Genomic DNA, 17,895 nt, shown 5'->3' on the forward strand with positions numbered 1-17,895 from the left:
CTTCAGGCCAGTGGCTGGATCACGTCGACCCACTGCGCGTTGACCAGGGTGGCCAGGCGCTCGGGCTCGATGCGCACCGCCGCATTGACCGCACCGCCGGCGGGGAAGACCACCTCGAAGTCCTTCAGCGACTCGTCGCAGTACACCCGCAGCGGCTGGCTCAGGCCGAAGGGGCACACGCCGCCGATGGGGTGGCCGGTGTGCTGCTCGACCTGCTCGGCCTCGAGCATGCGTGCCTTGACGCCGAACTGCTGCTTGTACTTGCGGTTGCACAGGCGCGCATCGCCGCGTACCACCAGCACGATCACCTCCTCGCCCACGCGCAGCGAGAGCGACTTGGCGATCTGCCCCGGCTCGACCGCCAGCGCCTCGGCGGCCAGGGCGACGGTGGCGGTGCTGGACGCCAGTTCCAGCACCTGCAGGTCGGGTGAATGGTGGGAGAAAAACGCTTTGACTGACTGCAGACTCATCTTCGCTTGATCCTCTGAAAAAACAGCCCTGGCGGGATACCGTTGCGTACCCTACCAGCTTGGGCAGGCAAAAAACTCAGTCGCCCAACGCTACGCCCTCGCGACGTGGGTCGGCACCGGCCGACCAGCCCTGCCCATCACGCACGATGACCTGCGTGCCGCTGGTCATCTCGATGGGCGATACCGCATGCCCGCGGGCCTTGAGCTGCTCGATCAGGGCAGGGCCGACCAGCCCGGCCTCCACTTCGGTGCCGACGTTGCGGCTGCCGAAGTTGGGCAGGTCGACGGCCTGCTGCGGGTCGAGCTTCCAGTCCAGCAAGCCGATCAGCGCCTTGTTCACGTACTCGATGATCTGCGAGCCGCCGGGCGAGCCGAGGGCAGCCACCAACTGGCCGCTGGCCTGGTCGAACACCAGGGTCGGCGCCATCGAGGAGCGCGGCCGCTTGCCCGGTGCGATGCGGTTGGCCACCGGCTTGCCGTTCTCCTCGGGGATGAACGAAAAGTCGGTCATCTGGTTGTTGAGCAGAAAGCCCTTGACCAGCACATGAGAGCCGAACGCCGCCTCGACCGAGGTGGTCATCGACAGCGCGCCGCCCTGATCGTCCACCGCGACGATCTGCGAGGTGGAAATGCGCAATGGCGAGCGGTCAGGCGCCCACGCCAGGGGCATGCCGGGCGGCACACCGGCAGTGGCGACGCCCATGCTCCGATCACCGATCAGCGTGGCGCGCTGGGCCAGGTAAGCCTTGCTGGTGAGCCCTGGCACATTGACCGGCACCTGGTCGCTGTCGGCCAGGTACAGGGCGCGGTCGGCATAGGCCAGGCGCTCGGCTTCGGCAATCAGGTGCACGGCCTGGGCGGAGGGTTGCATGACGCCCCCGGGGCGAGCTTTTTCGGGCGCCATCGCGGCCAGGTCCAGTGCCGGTTTCTGGCGCTGCAGCGCCTCCAGAATGCCCAGCGTCTGCAGTACCGCGACGCCACCGGACGACGGTGGCGGCATGCCGCATACCGTCCACTGCTTGTACGGCCCGCATACCGGCGCGCGCACCTTGGCCCGATAGCCTGCAATGTCGCTCAGCGACAACGTGCCGGGGTTACTGTGGGTATTGACCTGCTGCACCATCGCCTCGGCGATGGGCCCGTGGTAGAAGGCGTCCGGGCCCTGGTTGGCGATGGCCTCCAGGGTTTGCGCCAGCTCGGGGTTCTTCAGCAGCGTGCCCACGGGCAAGGGCTGGCCCTGGGGCGTGAGCAGGTAGCGGGCCAGTGCAGGCGACTGCGGTATCGAGGTGGAGGCGGCAATCAGGGCGTGCAGCCGCGCAGACACGGGGAAGCCGTCGCGGGCCAGGTCGATGGCCGGCTGGAAAAGCGCGCGCCAGGGCAGCTTGCCGTGTTGCTGGTGCGCCATCTCCAGAGCCCTGAGTACACCGGGCACGCCCACCGAGCGACCGCCGATCTGGGCGTCCTTGAATCCCATCGGCGTACCGTCCGGCTTCAGGAACAGGCGGCTGTCGGCCCCTTGGGGCGCCGTCTCCCGCCCATCGAACGCCTGCACCTGCTTGCCATCCCAGTACAGGATGAAGGCGCCGCCGCCGATGCCGCTGGACTGCGGCTCCACCAGGGTCAACACCGCCTGCATGGCAATGGCGGCATCGATCGCAGACCCGCCCTTGCGCAACATCGCCTGGCCGGCGGCGCTTGCCAGGGGGTTGGCTGCCGCGGCCATGTGGTGCTGTGCCTGTACCGGGGCCATGCCTGTGCGGTAGCCCGAGGCGACTTCCGGGGCGGCGGGCAAGGCGGTGCTGGATGGCGCAGGCGGGGTTGCGCTGGTACAGGCGCCGAGCAGCAACGCTGCCATCGAGAAGCCGAGGGCGTGCATCAGGTGTTTGCGGGTGGTTGGGTAACCGGTCAAGACCAACTCCATTGAGCGTTTGGGGAACGCGGGCAATGGTAGCGTGATTGACGCGAGCAGGCCCGGTACTCACCGCGGCTTGTGCGGCGATTCCAATGCGCGTGCCCTGATTCTCGACGCGTAGGGTGCAGATTGATTAAGCTTCCCGCTTTAACGTTTCAGTTTGTTTCAAGGATTCAGATGACCATTCAGCAAGCGCCGCCACTCGCCTATTCCAGAGCCACCGTCGGCAAGATGGAAGCCGCCATGGCCCTGGGAAGTTTTGCCATCGGTACCGGCGAGTTCGCGATCATGGGGCTGATGCCCGACATCGCCAGCAACCTGCACCTGAGCGAGCCCCAGGTGGGCCATGCCATCAGCGCTTATGCCCTGGGCGTGATGGTGGGTGCGCCGGCCCTGGCGATTCTGGGCGCCAAGCTGCTGCGCAAGCACATGCTGCTGTTGCTGATGGCGCTGTATGCGATCGGCAACCTGGCCACGGCCTTCACGCCCTCCTTCGCCGGGCTGGTGGCGTTTCGCTTTATCAGCGGCCTGCCCCACGGCGCCTACTTCGGCATCGCGGCGGTGGTGGCCTCGAGCATGGTGGCCACCGACCAGCGCGCGGGCGCGGTGGCACGGGTGATGATGGGGCTCACCCTGGCGATGCTGCTGGGCAACCCGGTGGCGACCTTCCTGGGGCAGTTCTTCGGCTGGCGTGCGGCGTTCGTGCTGGTGGGCGCGATTGCGCTGTGCACCATCGGGCTGGTGTGGCGCTACGTGCCGCAGCGTCACGATGAAGTACGCAGCGACCCGCGCAAGGAGCTCCAGGCGTTTCGCCTGCCGCAGGTGTGGATGGCGCTGGCTATCGCCTCGATCGGTTTTGCCGGCATGTTCTGCGTGTTCAGTTACCTGGCGCCGACCATGCTGCAGGTGACCAAGGTGTCGCCACAGTGGATTCCATTCGGGCTGGCGGCGTTCGGGGTGGGCGGCATCATCGGCAACATCGCGGGCGGCAAGCTGTTCGACCGCCTGCAGTTTCGCGCGGTGGGGTTGGTGCTGGTATGGTCGATTCTCGTGCTGAGCCTGTTCCCCTTCGCGGCCAGTTCGCCGTGGGGCGTGCTGCTGGGCTGCGGGCTGGTCGGCACCATGATCGCACTGGCCGCCCCCTTGCAGATTCGCCTGATGGACATTGCACATGAAGCGCCGAGCCTGGCGGCGGCATCGAACCATGCGGCGTTCAACCTGGCCAATGCGCTGGGGCCATGGTTTGGCGGCATGGCGATTACTGCGGGGTTCGGCTGGACCAGTACCGGCTACATTGGCGCGGCGACTGCGCTGGTGGGGTTGGGGATCTACCTGGTAGCGCGGCGGATGAAGGGCGGGCACTGAGGGCCTGCCAGGTTTTGCCAAAGGAAAGAAACCAACGTGAACCAGCTTTCAATCGCCAGCTTCAAATCGAAGTACAGCCAGGGCTTCTACTCGACCTTCGCCATCGATGGCGCGCCGCTGGAAGTCTGGCTGCCAACACGAGACCCCGCTGCACAGCTTCATCTGGTGGCAGCGCATGCCGGCCTCTACGGCGAAGACGATAATGAACTGGTGTGGGACCGCAGCTACTCCACTGCCCCTGGGTGGACCACCCTGGTGCCGCTGCTGGTGTGCTCCGATGACCTGGACCTTAGCTGCACGGTCATCGTCGTGGAGCAACACGCCCATGAGGACCACATCCACTGGCGGCGCTTCGGCCTGCTGCACGAGGTGATCACCCTGGAGCAGCCCCGCGTCAGCTGGTTCGAGGCCGCTTGCACCGCCACCTTTGAACGCGCCGAATTCCACCGCACACTGGATGAATTTCGCCGGCTGGAAGGCGTGGTGATGGCCTGGGACTAGGGTCTGTATGAAAAGTCTTGAGACGAAGGTCAGGCTGTTTTCAACGCAGCATCATCGAGTATCAAGGCTTTTCGTACAGAGCCTAGGCCGCTATCGAAGCCTGGACTGTTCGCATGCAGCCTTGAGGCGCTGCATGGCATCGGGCGCCATGGGCGCGGTCACCATGGCGTGATAGTTCATGCATTCCCGGGTTTGCTGCTCAGCCGTGGGAGCGCCGCTGGAGGTACAGCCGGCGAGGATGAACAGCGCAAGGGCCGTGATCAGTGGTTTCATTTATATATCCGCAACAAGTGACGCCGTGGCCTTCAGCGCCTTGAGGCCTCAATGGTCACCATGGCCTGCGCGCATCTTGAAAAAGCGAACCTGCCGCTTATTGGCCAAGGTGGAAAATAATAATCAAAAGCCCTGCAGATGAGCATCATGAGGGTGGCTAACGTTCCCATGAAATCAATTCAATTTAACTCGTTCGATGCCCGGACATAAAATACGCCCCAATTAAGGAACACTTCAAGACGCCCGAGCAAAAAAACCTACAACGAATCAAACTTGCCGAAGAGGGCAAATGTAGATTCGGTTTTTATCTCGGACCATCAGGGCACCCGATTAAAATGAGCACAGCATTTACATTCTCGATCAAGCGTATTCGTTTCGACGAACATTATCGCCCCGCTGAAAACACCCGCACGACCACCAACTTCGCAAACCTGGCGAGGGGGCAGCGTCGCCAGGAAAACCTGCGCAACACCCTGACGATGATCGACAATCGTTTCAATGCCCTGGCGCACTGGGACAACCCGAAAGGCGACCGCTACAGCGTCGAACTTGAAATCATTTCCGTGGAAATGAACATGGATGTCGAGCACAGGGACACCGCCCTGCCGCTGATTGAAATACTGCAGACCACCATTGTGGATCGCAAAACACGCGAACGCATCGAGGGTATCGTAGGCAACAACTTCTCCTCGTACGTGCGCGATTATGACTTCAGCGTGCTGTTGCTGGGGCACAACAAGAACCAGCAGGGGTTCAGCACGCCGGATGATTTCGGCGAGCTGCACGGCAAGCTGTTCAAGCATTTTGTAAACTCGAGCACTTATAAAGAACACTTCAAAAAACCACCGGTCATCTGCCTGAGTGTTTCAAGCAGCAAGACTTATCAGCGCACCGAAAACCAGCACCCGGTATTGGGCACCGAATACCAGCAGGACGAATATTCCCTGACCGATGAGTACTTCCGGAAGATGGGCCTGAAGGTTCGCTACTTCATGCCTGCCAACAGCGTGGCACCGCTGGCGTTCTACTTTGCGGGGGACCTGCTTGGGGATTACACCAACCTTGAACTGATCAGCACCATCAGCACGATGGATACCTTCCAGAAGATCTATCGCCCTGAAATCTACAACGCGAATTCAGCAGCAGGTCGATCCTATCAGCCGAGCTTGAATCACCAGGATTACTCGTTGACCCGCATTGTCTACGATCGAGAAGAGCGCAGTCACTTGGCCATCGAACAGGGCAGGTTTGTTGAAGAGCACTTCATCAAGCCCTACCAGACCGTGCTTGAGCAGTGGTCCGCCCAATACGCGCTTTGATCATTCAGAACATACAAGGTCATCTATCGTGAAAAAACTGCTACCCACCTCCACTGCTGGCAGCCTGCCCAAACCGTCCTGGCTTGCACAACCCGAGACGCTCTGGTCGCCCTGGAAGCTGCACGGCGAGGAGCTGCTCGAAGGCAAGCAGGACGCCTTGCGCCTGGCCCTGCAGGAACAGCAACACGCAGGCATTGATATCGTCAGCGACGGCGAACAGACCCGCCAGCATTTCGTTACCACCTTTATCGAGCACCTGAGCGGAGTGGATTTCGAAAAGCGCGAAACCGTCAGAATTCGTGACCGCTATGACGCAAGCGTGCCGACCGTTGTGGGTGCTGTTGCCAGGCAAAAACCGGTGTTTGTCGAAGATGCCAGGTTTCTGCGCCAGCAGACCAGCCAGCCCATCAAATGGGCCCTGCCCGGCCCCATGACCATGATCGACACGCTGTATGACAGCCACTACAAAAGCCGGGAAAAGCTGGCTTGGGAATTTGCCAAGATCCTCAATCAGGAAGCCCGAGAGCTGGAGGCGGCGGGCGTGGACATCATCCAGTTCGACGAGCCTGCCTTCAACGTGTTCTTCGACGAGGTGAATGACTGGGGCGTGGCCACCCTGGAACGGGCGATCGAAGGGCTCAAATGTGAAACGGCCGTGCATATTTGCTACGGCTACGGCATCAAGGCCAATACCGACTGGAAAAAGACGCTTGGTTCGGAGTGGCGCCAGTATGAGGAAGCCTTCCCCAAGCTGCAGAAATCCGGCATCGATATCATCTCGCTGGAGTGCCACAACTCCCATGTCCCGATGGACCTGATCGAGCTGATTCGCGGCAAGAAAGTGATGGTGGGGGCCATCGATGTGGCGAACCACGCCATCGAAACCCCCGAGGAAGTGGCCAACACCCTGCGCAAAGCGCTGCAGTTCGTGGACGCCGACAAGCTCTACCCGTGCACCAACTGCGGCATGGCCCCTCTGCCCCGCGAGGTGGCGCGCGGCAAGCTGAACGCCTTGAGCGCCGGCGCGGACATCGTGCGCAGAGAGCTCTTGAACCGATAAGGGTGCAGGAGGGGTTGCAGCGCTGATCGAGCGGCTTGCCCCCTCCCCACCGCCTTTGGATCCGCCCCTTCAGCCAGGACCTACCATGTCACGTTCCAGTACTGCCATCGAGCCATTGCGCTTTCGCGAAGCGCTCGGGCACTACGCATCCGGTATCACGGTGATCACGTCGCAGATCGAGGAGGAGCCGGTCGGCTTTACCTGCCAGTCGTTCTATAGCGTGTCGATGAGCCCGCCGCTGGTGTCGTTCAGCGTGATGGCCGGTTCGGCCAGCTACCCCAGGATCCGCCAGGCAGGCCGCTTCGCGGTCAATATCCTGTCCGGTGAACAGGTCGGGATCTCCAACCAGTTCGCCCGACGAGGTACCGACAAGTGGCAGGGCGTGCAATGGCAGGCATCGCCACTGGGCAACCCGATCATTGCCGGCAGCCTGCACTGGCTCGATTGCGAGATCCACGCCGAACACGTCGCCGGTGATCACCTGATCGTGATTGGCGAAGTGAAGGCGCTGAACCTGCAGCAAACTGCCGCCACACAGCCCTTGCTGTACTTCAAGGGGCAATACTGCAACCTCGCCGCCCACGGTGCAGGCTGAGGAACAGGGGCCTGGCCTTCTCAACAAGCCCCTTGCATCGCGGTATCGACCGCTTCCACAAGCATCTGCGCATGCTCTTCGGTAAACGCCAGCAGCGGACGGATTTTGAGCACGTTCTGGTGCGGACCAGCGGCGCTGATCAGTACGCCCTGCTCGCGCATCGCGTTGACCACCTGGCGGGCCTGCCTGGCTGCGGGTGCCCTGGTGGCGCGGTCGGTGACCAGCTCAACCCCAAGGAACATGCCGGCCCCCCTGACGTCGCCGATCAGTTCATGGCGCCGGGCAAGCCGTGTCAGGCCGTCCAGCAGATAGCTGCCAATGTGATGGGCCCTCTGCTGCAGGTGTTCTTCGCGGATGACGTCCAGCACCGCCTGGCCTGCCGCGCACGAGACCGGGTTGCCGCCAAAGGTATTGAAGTAGCGCATGCTCCTGCCGAAGTGATCGACCACCTGGGAGCGCCCGACGATGCCGGCAATGGGCTGGCCATTGCCCATGGGCTTGCCGAGGGTGACGAGGTCCGGGCGCACGTTGTGCCTGGTATACCCCCACATGTTAAGGCCGGTACGCGCAAAACCCGGCTGTACCTCATCGGCGATGTACAGCAGGCCTTCGGCCTGGGCCAGCGCCACACCCTCGGCGATACAGCCCGCCGGCCCGGGCAGCACGCCGTCGCTGGAGAAGATGCCATCCAGCAGGATTGCCGCCGGGCGGATGCCGTGCGCCTTGAGGTCATCGATTGCGGCGCGCACTTCTGCGGCGAACATCGACGCCACGTTTTCGGCCCCCAGACGGTAAGCGTCAGGTGCGCGAACGGTGCGCACATGCACCGGGAGCACCATGGCGCTGCCAAGCGATGGTGAAAGCTCGGCGATGTCTGCGGTGACGCCGTGGTAGGCGAACCGGGTGATGATGACGCCGGTGCCACCGGTGCAGTGCCTGGCGATACGCAGCGCCAGATCATTCGCCTCGCTCCCGGAGCAGGTGAACATGACGCGATCCAGGTCATCGGTGAAGGTACCGAGCAACTGCTCGGCATAGTCGAGAATGCCCTCCTGCAGGTAACGGGTGTGCGTGTTCAGCACCTGCGACTGCCGATGCATCGCCTCGACCACCCGGGGATGGCAGTGACCGATGGAGGCAACGTTGTTGTAGGCGTCCAGGTAACGACGGCCCTGCTCGTCGAAGAGCCATACGCCCTCCCCTCGAACGGTGTGCAGCGGTCGCTCGTAGAACAGGCGGTATGCCGGGCCCAGTAGCCGCTCGCGGCGCTCGATCAGGCGTCGCTGCGATGCCGAAAGCCGGGTGGCGTCAGCTGACGTGAAGCCGTTGATCATGCTCATGCTCGATTTGCTCGCAGGCAGGCCGAAGCAATTCGGTCTTCTGTTTCAGCGCGAGGCAGCGCCGACAGTGCCTTCAGGTTTGCCCAGGCACGCTGGGTGTTTCGAAGGATGTACTGGCGATTGTCCGGATGCAGTTCGGCGCGCCAGGAGTTGATGCACAGGGCCAACGCCAGGCGCGTGGCCAGCAGCTCGGGCAGCAGCGCCAGCTCCTGCTGGTTCAGGGGGTTGCACTGGTGGTAGCCGACAATCACATCCAGGGCCGGCTCCAGTACATCGCCTACCTGCCCAAGGTGGTAGGAAGCGGCAACCGCGACCTCGTTGACCAGGGGCGCATGCACCATGTCACCGAAATCGAGGATGCTGCGCAGCACATCGGGGTTGTGGGCATCCACGATGATGTTGTGCGGGTTGGTGTCATTGTGAATGACCTGCTTGCGCAGCCCGGGGATGCTGGGCACCACCACCGACGCATACTGTTCGAGGCTGCGCTGCACCAGGCTTCGTCCGGGGCCGGGTTCGATGTGCACCAGCAGCGGTCGAAGGTGCGCGGCGTGCTGCATGTCCCACAGCAGCGCATGCCCGGCGGCGGGGTGGGCAAACCCTTGCAGCGCCACGTCAAGCCGGGCGATGGACTGCCCGATGACCCGGCGAAACGTCGGTGTGGGGTGACTCACGCAGTGAAGGGGCATGCCATCTTCGAAGGACAGCAGCCGCGCCAGCATGCGCTGCCCGTCGATCTCGACGAAGGTGGCGTACTGGCCCTCAAGCGAGGGGTGCACGCGCTGAACCGCAAGCCCGGGATCGCGAAGCTCGATTCTTCGCATCGCCTGGTTGTGGAAGTCGACCACATCGGGGTTTTCAAGCGGGTGGGAGAGCTTGAACAACCGGGATGAGCCGTCTTCGAGCATCACGCGGAAATTGAGGTCGCGCTCGCCGCCCAGTTTTTCGAGCGTGCCGCTCAAACCGAATTGCTGGCGCAGCACTGCACACGCCTGCGCATCGGTGACCCGTGCCGGAGCAGCTTCGAGCAGGCTGTCATCGACAGCCAGATTTTCAAGGGGCATGACTCGCATCCTTATACGGCCTTTGAATGGCGCCCCCGGTTTCAGGGGCGCCATGCATCACTTGTTGACCCAGGCGTTGAAGCGTTCCTCCAGATCCTCACCGTGGTCGATCCAGAACTCGGCGTCGGTGGCACGGGCGTTTTTCAGGTTTTGCGGGGCGGTGGGCAGTTTTTCGCCCACGCGCTTGTCCAGCAGGTCCATCGCGCCGGTGTTGCTGGGCCCGTAGGGGATGGCCTCGACGAAGTTCTTCTGTTGCATGGGCTCGCTGGCGAACGCGATGAAGCGCTCGGCCAGTTCCTTTTTCGGCGCCCCTTTCACGATGGCCCAGTGATCGAGATCGTAGAGGCTGCCATTCCATTGCATCGCAAACGACTGGCCTTCCTCCTGGGCAGAGGTGACACGGCCGTTGTAGGCGGAGGTCATGACCACGTCACCGGCGATCAGCCATTGCAGCGGCTGCGCGCCGGAGTCCCACCACTGGATGCTGGACTTGATTTCATCGAGCTTCTTGAACGCACGTTTGACACCCTCTTCAGTACCCAGCAGCGTGTAGAGGTCCTTGTTGTCTACCCCATCGGCGAGCAGCGCGAACTCCAGCGTGAACTTCGCGCCGCGGCGCAGGCCGCGCTTGCCGGGGTACTTCTTCAGGTCCCAGAAGTCGGCCCAGCCTTGCGGGCTGGAGGCGAGCTTCTTGGGGTCGTAGGTCAGCACGGTGGACCAGATGAAGATGCCGACACCACAGTCGCTGACGGCCGCAGGAATGAAGTCTTCCTTGTTGCCTATCCGGCTCCAGTCCAGCGGTTCGAACACCCCTTCGCTGCAACCACGGATGAGCTCGGGCGATTCGACCTCCACCACATCCCAGCTGGTTTTGCCGGTGTCGGCCATCACCTTGATCTTGGCCATTTCGCCGTTGTAGTCGTCGGCGGTGATGGCCACGCCGGTCTGGGCGGTGAAGGGTTTGTAGAACGCCTTCTCCTGCGCCTGGCGGTTGTTGCCGCCGAAGGACACCACGGTCAGCTTTTCAGCGGCATACAGCGGGCTTGCGATGGTTGCGAGCAAAAGTACAGCTGCGATTTTCTTATTCATGCGTCTCTCCAGGTCAGCTACGGGTCGTGGGCAGCTTTAAAGGGATGGCAGTTTTCTTGTAGTGGCAGCAATCGATCGAACGTGACGCTTCCCCGGTGGGGACGGGACGCATTAAAACACATAATAAATATGATGCATCATATTTTACGCTACACTTGCCCTCACCAATGAACAGGGAACCCGCCATGACCGATCAACGTACGCTGCTTCTCACCGGTGCCAGCCGGGGCATCGGCCACGCCACCGTGAAACATTTCAGTGCTGCGGGTTGGCGCGTGTTTACCGCCTCGAGGCAGGACCTGGGCGAAGGCTGCCCCTGGGCCGAAGGCATCGCCAACCACATTCACCTCGACCTGGGGAGCGTGGAGGACATACAGCGCAGGCTTCCGGAAATCCGGGAAAAACTCGGGGGGCGGCTGGATGCGTTGGTCAACAACGCCGGCGTTTCACCCAAAGGCCCGGATGGGGAGCGACTGGGGGTGCTGGAGTCCGACTACTCGACCTGGCTGAACGTGTTCAACGTGAACATCTTCTCGACGGCCCTGCTGGCGCGGGGGTTGTTCGAGGAGCTCAAGGCGGCAAAGGGCTCGGTGATCAACGTCACCTCCATTGCCGGTTCGCGGGTGCACCCGTTCGCAGGGGTGGCGTATGCCTGCTCCAAAGCGGCGCTGTCGGCGCTGACGCGCGAGATGGCGCACGACTTCGGGCCCTATGGGGTTCGGGTGAACGCGATCGCCCCGGGGGAGATCGACACCTCCATCCTGTCCGCTGGCACCGAGCTGATCGTGGAGCGATCGATCCCGATGAAACGCATGGGCAAGCCCGAGGAAGTCGCGGCGTTGGTGCATTTTCTCTGCACGCAGGGCGCTTCGTACGTCAATGGCGCAGAAATCCATGTAAACGGTGGGCAACATGTTTGAGTTACTCGATAATCGCTGCCGGTAGCCTCCCCTCTCCCGCCGGGCCTGCGCCGCACACGAGTACGCGATGAATTATCCGATTGAGCACCTGAAACACTCCTACCTTGGCAGCGGTATCTATGGCCTGCTGCGCGAAGCCCTGATTACAGGGCGCTTCCAGCCTAACGACCGGCTGCGCATACGCGACCTTGCCGAACAGCTGGGTACGAGTGTCACACCAGTGCGGGACGCGATTCTTCAACTGGCAAAGGAGCAGGCGCTGGTTCTGAAGACACCGCGGGACATTCGTGTGCCGGTACTGACTTCCAAGCAGTACCTGGAGATCAGGAGCATCCGGCTCTCGCTCGAGGGGTTGGCGGCCGAAACAGCTGCATCGCTGGCGACCGAGGAGCAAGTGGCGCGGCTGCAAACCTGCATTCAGAACAACCTGGTGGCGATCAAGGACAATGACTTGAGGTCCGCGCTGACCTTCAACCACGAGTTTCACTTCAGTTTGGCGGAAATCGCCGATATGCCGGTGCTGGTCAGCCTGCTGGATGGGTTGTGGATGCGTACCGGGCCGCTGATTGCCCGGGCCTACGGCGGGTTCAACGAGCGCATGGCGATTGATCATCACTGGGATGTGCTGGAGGCGTTGAAGCAGCGCGATGGTGCGGCGGCTCGCCTGGCGATCTGCAGTGACATTTTGGATGGGAGCCAGAAGATGCTGGAGTATGTTCAGATGGAGCATGACTGAAGGGGCGTGGTGCTGGCGATAACTCGGCATGCGACAGGCCGCATGCTGCAAGTGGCGCCGCTGGCGTTCTGAAACCGATTCTCACCCCTGTTCCGGCGTCCTGCCGACCGAAAAAATCCCCCTCCCCGTGCAATTCGTCGCCTCGGCTCGCCGCGCTCGCTCGACTGGATTACTGTATATACAAACAGTACCCATATGGTGGCGGAAATGACCCAAGACATTGAAGACTTTGACGGCTTCGGAGCGCCCACTGAGCTGGAGATGTGGAAGCACCAGGTGGTGCTCATTACGAATGAGGCCGAATACCTGACCCGAGAGCTGGGCAAGGCGCGCAGGAACATTGCCAAGCTTGTGGCGATGAACCAGGGGCTGACGAAGGACCTGCACGACCTGCAACTGAAATCGACAGGGCGAGTGCTCCCCACGAGCTGCGCACTCAGTGGCAGCCCGGCACAGGAAATCGCGGAACTTCATAAAAACTCATAAGGCGTGTCGTCACCGTAAAACTTAGCGGGAAAGGCAGGAAACTTACACGGTGCACGAACCCATTAAAGTGAGAGCGAAACTTTTTTTGAACAAGAAATAAATTGTAACAATGACCTATTGAAATATTTTAAATACCAGGAACCCAACCTTTATTGACCAAAAAATGTGAAGCCGTGCGTTTTTATAGCTGGATGGAAACCCAGTTCAATAAAACCTCACCCGATGGTAACGTATGCTTTCGCATTGCTCAGAATAATAAAAAACATGAGCAAACTTGTTGGTTGAATAAAGGATTAACGAATGACTATCGAGCGAGAGATTTTCTCGGCCCTTATCGCGCAGAACGCATTCCAAGGTGAAAAGCCGAGCGTACAAAGCTACGCCCAGCTAGCCGTAGACAAGGGGTTCAGAGCGCTTACGTCAAGGCAGCAGGCGGTGGTGAGCCCCTTCCTGAAGAAACAATGCGAGGGGATGAGAAAACCAAACGAAAAACACAACAACTGCCAAAACACGATAGCCGGTCGTGATCTGGTTGCAGCGCTTGAAAAAGCCGAAAGTTACAAGGGATGGCGCTGCGAAAGCTGCCGGAGTGCATCTTAAAAGCCAGAAAGCACCGTAAAAAGAGTAGCCCTCCAGAAAAGCTGTAAAGTAAAAAACACTATTGCACTCGCTACTCCTGACTGTTATTGCAGCAGGCCGCCATGGCCTGCTCGCAAGTTTTTCTTTTTAGGCCCTGATCAGCCCACCCGCCAATCGTCGTTCACTCGTCACGCACCTGAGCGCCTTGAAAAAATAGTGCACGAAACAGCCCGATTATTTTGCGCGGCTAACTTTTTTCAGAGAGAAAATAAGTGTCTATCTACCAGGCAGCACTACTGGTTGTGCGCCGGGTCATCGCTTACAGTGAGGCCAGCATCCTCGACAGCGATGTTCGGTGCGGGCGGGCTGGCACTCGTAGCCAGACCAATTAGCGGGCCTACCAAGAGCTGGCGAGTGCTTCAATGACGACGCTGCCCGTCAGAGCATCAACGCTTCCGGTGCAGTTCGGGTGACCAGGCGCTGCTCAGGACGATAACCCCGAAGATCACCAGGTACAGCCAGTATTGGCTCGGGTACGAGAAAGAGCCCACTTGGGCGACCACAAACACGCCGCCACCAACAACTAACCGCTGCCGACGCGTGAACCTCTGCCTGAGCGCTACCAGCTTGCTTCTCCACCCCATTGCCACGCTCCCTGTTTGGTCAGCGGCAAAGCATATCACCCCTATTCAATGATTCCGCCTCGCGCCAGATGCTCGACGCACCGCTGTGCGCTGAGCAGCTCATGGAGCTTGCGGAAGACAGGCAGGTGCCACGACCTCGGTATCAGGGCCAAGGGCGTGGCCAGAGAGATTTGAACGTATCGAATGTCATTGCAAAGACCGGATGTTGCTGGCTCCGCACTTTTAGCGGGGCCAGACAAAAGCTACCCCGGCTTGACGGAACACGTTGCGATGAATGTTGGCATGTAGTTGTCGATCAGAAATCGGGGCACCGGCTGAAAAGCTTCTTCGAAGCCTGTTAGCAGCAAGCCCGCCTCCAGCTGCCCGCTTATTTGCTCCGCTAACGTGTGACCAAATACGAATGCCTCACCTCTCGCTATCTTACCCTCAATTTCGTCAGCATTCAGATCGGTTATGTCTGCGTAAGGCAGTGTGAAGCGCGGTTTCATCAAACCGCTTTTAGCCAGGTCAGTAGAGCGGTCGAAAATGAATACTACCGGATTGTAAAAGCTGCTGAGCAGCTTTCCTCCCTTACCGAGTACGCGATAACATTCAGCCCATACTTTACGAATATCGGGCACATACAGATTCGAGATCGGATGAAAAATCAGGTCAAATGACTCATCATCAAATTCAGACAAGTCCTGCATATCTCCCAAGACCGTGCGTAGAGAAAGATCGTCTCGCTTTGCAACCATATCATCCAATGCCAGCTGATCGCGAGAGGCATCCATCACAACCACTTCAGCCCCCGCAGCCGCCAACACGGGGGCTTGCTGCCCTCCGGAAGCAGCTAGGCACAAAATGCGCTTCCCTTGCACATCGTTAAGCCACGCTGTCGGGAGCTCTGCGGGGATAAGTTGTATTTTCCACTCCCCTCTTCGAGCAGCTTGAATAACTTCGGCAGAAACTGGCTTCGACCAATCACAACCTTCGCGAGCAAGTCGATTCCAGACATTCTGATTATGATCATAAACATCTTTTGAGGAGAATCGGGCAGTCATCGTTACTTATCCCTACAGAAGAGAACAACGCCAAACAGTAAAGCAAGAAGGCTTTATTAGCCGTCACCATCGATCAATTCAAGGTAACAGGCCATATCAACTCAAACAATTACGTGCTTTGACTTTTGGCAAATCCGCAAAAAGCAAATACGCATTAATTATTCATTTCGGGAGAATCTCGATGCAAGATTAATTCAATGAAGACTTTTGAACATAACTGCCCAAGCCGATTCATGCAAGTATCACATTTCGGATACAAGATGGACTCTAGATAGAAACCAGGTCGGCAGCTACGAGATCATACGCACACACAGCGGTTACTCCAGCGCCAACTGCACCTCATCCAGCTCAAGTGATAGCGGTTCGAGCTTCAGCTGCGACTACCTCCTCCCCGCCTCCGCCACCATTTGCGACGTGGGGCTTATCCCACGTAAATCGAAATACTCCTGGACAACGAGCTGGCTGAGCTGACCGGCTAGAAGGTAGCTACCAGCGCGGCTGGCTTGAAGAGCTCCATTGGCACTTCACCGAACGCCGCAGCAGATGACTATTGGTTGGCAGCCAGTACGCCCGAATGAAACTGGGTATAACGCTTCAAGCCATGCTGTCCATGGATCTGGCGTATCTGACAGGACAGCGTCCTGCGGACGTGCGGGTGCTGAGGAGGAACTACATCGAGGGCGTTGCCCTGGGCGTGAAGCAGCAGAAGACACACAAAAAGCTGCGGGCCCTGCTTGAGGTTACGGATTAGAGCGCAGTTTAGTGGCCATGATCAGCATCATCCTGGCTCAGAATGAACAATAGGGGGGACAATGCGAAAGAAAAGAATTCCCAAGTATGTTTCCAAGGCCTTTTTCCCTACCCTCAGAAACGCAAAAAGCCCTGAATAATCAGGGCTTTAGAAGTGGCGGAAGCGTAGAGATTCGAACCCTTCTCTAAGGAGAGCCCCCTTATACGGGTGGTTCGCTCTTTTCACTGCTCACCTTGAAAACAAGCTTAACCCAATAAAACCGGGCCTTTCAAGCTTTTTCATTTTCTCGCCCAGAAAGACGCAACTAGTTGCAGCTTAGGGTGTTGCATCTTACCGAACGGCTAAACGCTTGACTGCGCCCCTCGGCATTAACGGAGCGCGAGATGATGGTCTTGGCTGGACATCTGGACATCTGCCCATCAGGTCATCACCTCGTTGCCAGCCCAATCGCGCACCTCTCAAAGGAAACGCTCCTAATCTATTCTCAGTAGCGTTCCATCGCGATAAGACGTACTGCTCTCGGCTGCTACACCCAGTTGGTTGAGGCCGCGATCCATTAAGTGTGGACTCCATCGGGGTTAAACCACCAACCCGGCTACCCCTCCCCCACCCCAGACAACAGGGAGAGATGTCTTGTCACGGCTTTCTTATAGATCCTCCCCTCCTCAGCCGAGGATCCCACTCTCAGGGCACTCATTGGGGCTGCCATGGGCTGAAATCAAGCTAGGCTCTGTACGAAATCCCGAGAAACCTAATCGGCGTCCCTCGGAAGCTGATTTTTTGTAAGGTTTCCAACCATCTACGGAAAGGAATCCTGTGATGGCAAAGCGTTACGAACTTTCGGATGAGGCTTGGGCTGTGGTTGCTGATCTCTTCACCGAAACCCATGGCCGGGGGCGGCCCCGCCTGAGCGACCGCCTGATGCTCGATGGCGTGCTCTGGGTGCTCCGCTCAGGTGCTGCGTGGCGAGATATGCCGGAGCGCTTTGGCCCGTGGTCAACGGTGTATCAACGGTTTCGGGTTTGGCGAAAACAAGGCACGTTCGATCAGATGCTCATACGCTTGCACCTGAGGTTCAATGAGCAAGGTTTGATTGATCTACAGACCTGGATGATCGACTCAACTGCTGTACGCGCAACCCGAGCCTCATCAGGCGCCGGAAAAAAAAAGGGGGCCTGACGAGCCTGCCGATCACGCTCTAGGCCGCAGTCGCGGTGGCCTGACAACCAAAATCCACATGCTCTGCGACGCCAACGGGACACCGTTGTGCTTCCTCCTCTCTGGCGGTCAAGCCAGTGACATCAGCTACGCCCAACCCCTGTTGGACGAGGTCAGCATTCCATTGAGCCAACGTGGCCGCCCGCGTAAACGCTGTAAATGGTTGCTTGCCGACAAGGGCTACGATGCCGAAGCGCTACGCCGTTATTGCGACCGATATCGAATGCAACCCGTCATCCCGCTGCGCTCGATGAAGCGCAAACCCAAGCCTGGCTTACCAAGGCTGTTTGATCGGCCCAAGTACCGACAGCGCAACATCATCGAGCGCATGTTTGACTGGCTGAAAGAGAACCGACGCATCGTGACGCACTTCGACAAGCTCGCGAAAAGCTATGCCGCTATGGTCTCGCTGGCTTGTTCCATGCGGTGTTTGCGACATCTCTTTTCGTACAGAACCTANAGCGGCTACGGGTGTACCTGCTGGGGTAGTTGCCGGCCTGAAAAACTTCGCGGGTCAAGCCCGACCTCAG

16 protein-coding genes and 1 pseudogene are annotated in these 17,895 nt (G+C 59.7%); 10 read left to right on the forward strand and 7 right to left on the reverse strand.

The annotated features are described in order from the left end of the window. Window positions 1-2: 2 nt before the first annotated feature. Both CR917_RS26845 and ggt read right to left on the reverse strand, forming a co-directional pair. Window positions 3-470, reverse strand: coding sequence for a YbaK/EbsC family protein (locus tag CR917_RS26845; protein WP_043861044.1), 468 nt, complete (start codon window positions 468-470; stop codon window positions 3-5). A gap of 76 nt (window positions 471-546) precedes the next feature. Beyond that, window positions 547-2,325 (reverse strand): gamma-glutamyltransferase, encoded by a 1,779-nt coding sequence (ggt, locus tag CR917_RS26850; protein WP_104573212.1) that lies wholly within the window; start codon window positions 2,323-2,325, stop codon window positions 547-549. Between the two features lie 234 nt (window positions 2,326-2,559). On the opposite strand from ggt, the gene CR917_RS26855 reads away from it, so the two are divergent. Next, entirely contained in the window at window positions 2,560-3,747 is a 1,188-nt protein-coding gene (locus tag CR917_RS26855) for an MFS transporter (RefSeq protein WP_043861043.1), read from the forward strand. Between the two features lie 36 nt (window positions 3,748-3,783). After that, window positions 3,784-4,248: a hypothetical protein gene (locus tag CR917_RS27880; RefSeq protein WP_235384191.1), complete on the forward strand. Its 465-nt coding sequence runs from the start codon at window positions 3,784-3,786 to the stop codon at window positions 4,246-4,248. A 90-nt stretch (window positions 4,249-4,338) separates the two neighbouring features. Here CR917_RS27880 and CR917_RS26865 read toward each other — a convergent pair whose 3' ends face one another. Continuing rightward, window positions 4,339-4,521: a hypothetical protein gene (locus CR917_RS26865; protein WP_043861042.1), complete on the reverse strand. Its 183-nt coding sequence runs from the start codon at window positions 4,519-4,521 to the stop codon at window positions 4,339-4,341. Between the two features lie 335 nt (window positions 4,522-4,856). Here CR917_RS26865 and CR917_RS26870 point away from each other — a divergent pair, with 335 nt between their 5' ends. From CR917_RS26870 to CR917_RS26880, 3 genes are all read left to right on the forward strand, one after another. Continuing rightward, window positions 4,857-5,840, forward strand: coding sequence for a DUF1852 domain-containing protein (locus CR917_RS26870; protein ID WP_104573017.1), 984 nt, complete (start codon window positions 4,857-4,859; stop codon window positions 5,838-5,840). A gap of 28 nt (window positions 5,841-5,868) precedes the next feature. Continuing rightward, a complete protein-coding gene (locus CR917_RS26875; protein ID WP_043861040.1) occupies window positions 5,869-6,900 on the forward strand; it encodes a methionine synthase in 1,032 nt (343 codons plus the stop codon). Window positions 6,901-6,985: 85 nt separating this feature from the next. Then, window positions 6,986-7,495, forward strand: a complete 510-nt coding sequence (locus CR917_RS26880) for a flavin reductase family protein (RefSeq protein WP_054916127.1) — start codon at window positions 6,986-6,988, stop codon at window positions 7,493-7,495. A 20-nt stretch (window positions 7,496-7,515) separates the two neighbouring features. Here CR917_RS26880 and CR917_RS26885 read toward each other — a convergent pair whose 3' ends face one another. Genes CR917_RS26885 through CR917_RS26895 form a run of 3 tightly spaced genes read right to left on the reverse strand, consistent with a single transcriptional unit; the run spans window position 7,516 to window position 10,988 of the window. Continuing rightward, window positions 7,516-8,835 (reverse strand): aspartate aminotransferase family protein, encoded by a 1,320-nt coding sequence (locus CR917_RS26885; RefSeq protein ID WP_104573016.1) that lies wholly within the window; start codon window positions 8,833-8,835, stop codon window positions 7,516-7,518. After that, window positions 8,832-9,899, reverse strand: a complete 1,068-nt coding sequence (locus CR917_RS26890; protein WP_104573015.1) for a phosphotransferase — start codon at window positions 9,897-9,899, stop codon at window positions 8,832-8,834. The genes CR917_RS26885 and CR917_RS26890 overlap by 4 nt, the downstream gene beginning before the upstream one ends. 57 nt (window positions 9,900-9,956) lie before the next feature. Continuing rightward, window positions 9,957-10,988: an ABC transporter substrate-binding protein gene (locus tag CR917_RS26895; protein WP_054916130.1), complete on the reverse strand. Its 1,032-nt coding sequence runs from the start codon at window positions 10,986-10,988 to the stop codon at window positions 9,957-9,959. A 185-nt stretch (window positions 10,989-11,173) separates the two neighbouring features. Here CR917_RS26895 and CR917_RS26900 point away from each other — a divergent pair, with 185 nt between their 5' ends. From CR917_RS26900 to CR917_RS26915, 4 genes are all read left to right on the forward strand, one after another. Continuing rightward, window positions 11,174-11,908 (forward strand): SDR family NAD(P)-dependent oxidoreductase, encoded by a 735-nt coding sequence (locus CR917_RS26900; protein WP_043861035.1) that lies wholly within the window; start codon window positions 11,174-11,176, stop codon window positions 11,906-11,908. Window positions 11,909-11,975: 67 nt separating this feature from the next. Then, window positions 11,976-12,644 carry a GntR family transcriptional regulator gene (locus CR917_RS26905; RefSeq protein ID WP_088515149.1) on the forward strand — a complete coding sequence of 223 codons (669 nt, stop codon included), beginning with the start codon at window positions 11,976-11,978 and terminating at the stop codon, window positions 12,642-12,644. Between the two features lie 207 nt (window positions 12,645-12,851). Continuing rightward, window positions 12,852-13,130: a hypothetical protein gene (locus tag CR917_RS26910; RefSeq protein ID WP_146095037.1), complete on the forward strand. Its 279-nt coding sequence runs from the start codon at window positions 12,852-12,854 to the stop codon at window positions 13,128-13,130. 300 nt (window positions 13,131-13,430) lie between these two features. After that, window positions 13,431-13,730, forward strand: coding sequence for a hypothetical protein (locus tag CR917_RS26915; protein WP_043861032.1), 300 nt, complete (start codon window positions 13,431-13,433; stop codon window positions 13,728-13,730). 865 nt (window positions 13,731-14,595) lie between these two features. On the opposite strand, the gene CR917_RS26925 is transcribed toward CR917_RS26915, so the two are convergent. Next, a complete protein-coding gene (locus tag CR917_RS26925) occupies window positions 14,596-15,396 on the reverse strand; it encodes a class I SAM-dependent methyltransferase (RefSeq protein ID WP_043861030.1) in 801 nt (266 codons plus the stop codon). Between the two features lie 1,570 nt (window positions 15,397-16,966). Between CR917_RS26925 and CR917_RS26935 the strand changes: the two are divergent. Next, a pseudogene (locus tag CR917_RS26935) lies at window positions 16,967-17,822 on the forward strand (IS5 family transposase); the annotation flags it as partial. Window positions 17,823-17,895 lie beyond the last annotated feature (73 nt).

Source organism: Pseudomonas sp. BRM28, from assembly GCF_002939405.1.
Taxonomy (GTDB): Bacteria; Pseudomonadota; Gammaproteobacteria; order Pseudomonadales; family Pseudomonadaceae; genus Aquipseudomonas; species Aquipseudomonas palmensis.

Excerpts from the sequence above, each read along its gene's own strand:
- CR917_RS26845 (WP_043861044.1), bottom strand. The coding sequence starts at position 470 with ATGAGTCTGCAGTCAGTCAAAGCGTTTTTCTCCCACCATTCACCCGAC.
- ggt (WP_104573212.1), bottom strand. The coding sequence starts at position 2,325 with ATGGCAGCGTTGCTGCTCGGCGCCTGTACCAGCGCAACCCCGCCTGCG.
- CR917_RS26855 (WP_043861043.1), top strand. The coding sequence starts at position 2,560 with ATGACCATTCAGCAAGCGCCGCCACTCGCCTATTCCAGAGCCACCGTC.
- CR917_RS26865 (WP_043861042.1), bottom strand. The coding sequence starts at position 4,521 with ATGAAACCACTGATCACGGCCCTTGCGCTGTTCATCCTCGCCGGCTGT.
- CR917_RS26870 (WP_104573017.1), top strand. The coding sequence starts at position 4,857 with ATGAGCACAGCATTTACATTCTCGATCAAGCGTATTCGTTTCGACGAA.
- CR917_RS26880 (WP_054916127.1), top strand. The coding sequence starts at position 6,986 with ATGTCACGTTCCAGTACTGCCATCGAGCCATTGCGCTTTCGCGAAGCG.
- CR917_RS26885 (WP_104573016.1), bottom strand. The coding sequence starts at position 8,835 with ATGAGCATGATCAACGGCTTCACGTCAGCTGACGCCACCCGGCTTTCG.
- CR917_RS26890 (WP_104573015.1), bottom strand. The coding sequence starts at position 9,899 with ATGCCCCTTGAAAATCTGGCTGTCGATGACAGCCTGCTCGAAGCTGCT.
- CR917_RS26895 (WP_054916130.1), bottom strand. The coding sequence starts at position 10,988 with ATGAATAAGAAAATCGCAGCTGTACTTTTGCTCGCAACCATCGCAAGC.
- CR917_RS26900 (WP_043861035.1), top strand. The coding sequence starts at position 11,174 with ATGACCGATCAACGTACGCTGCTTCTCACCGGTGCCAGCCGGGGCATC.
- CR917_RS26905 (WP_088515149.1), top strand. The coding sequence starts at position 11,976 with ATGAATTATCCGATTGAGCACCTGAAACACTCCTACCTTGGCAGCGGT.
- CR917_RS26910 (WP_146095037.1), top strand. The coding sequence starts at position 12,852 with ATGACCCAAGACATTGAAGACTTTGACGGCTTCGGAGCGCCCACTGAG.
- CR917_RS26915 (WP_043861032.1), top strand. The coding sequence starts at position 13,431 with ATGACTATCGAGCGAGAGATTTTCTCGGCCCTTATCGCGCAGAACGCA.
- CR917_RS26925 (WP_043861030.1), bottom strand. The coding sequence starts at position 15,396 with ATGACTGCCCGATTCTCCTCAAAAGATGTTTATGATCATAATCAGAAT.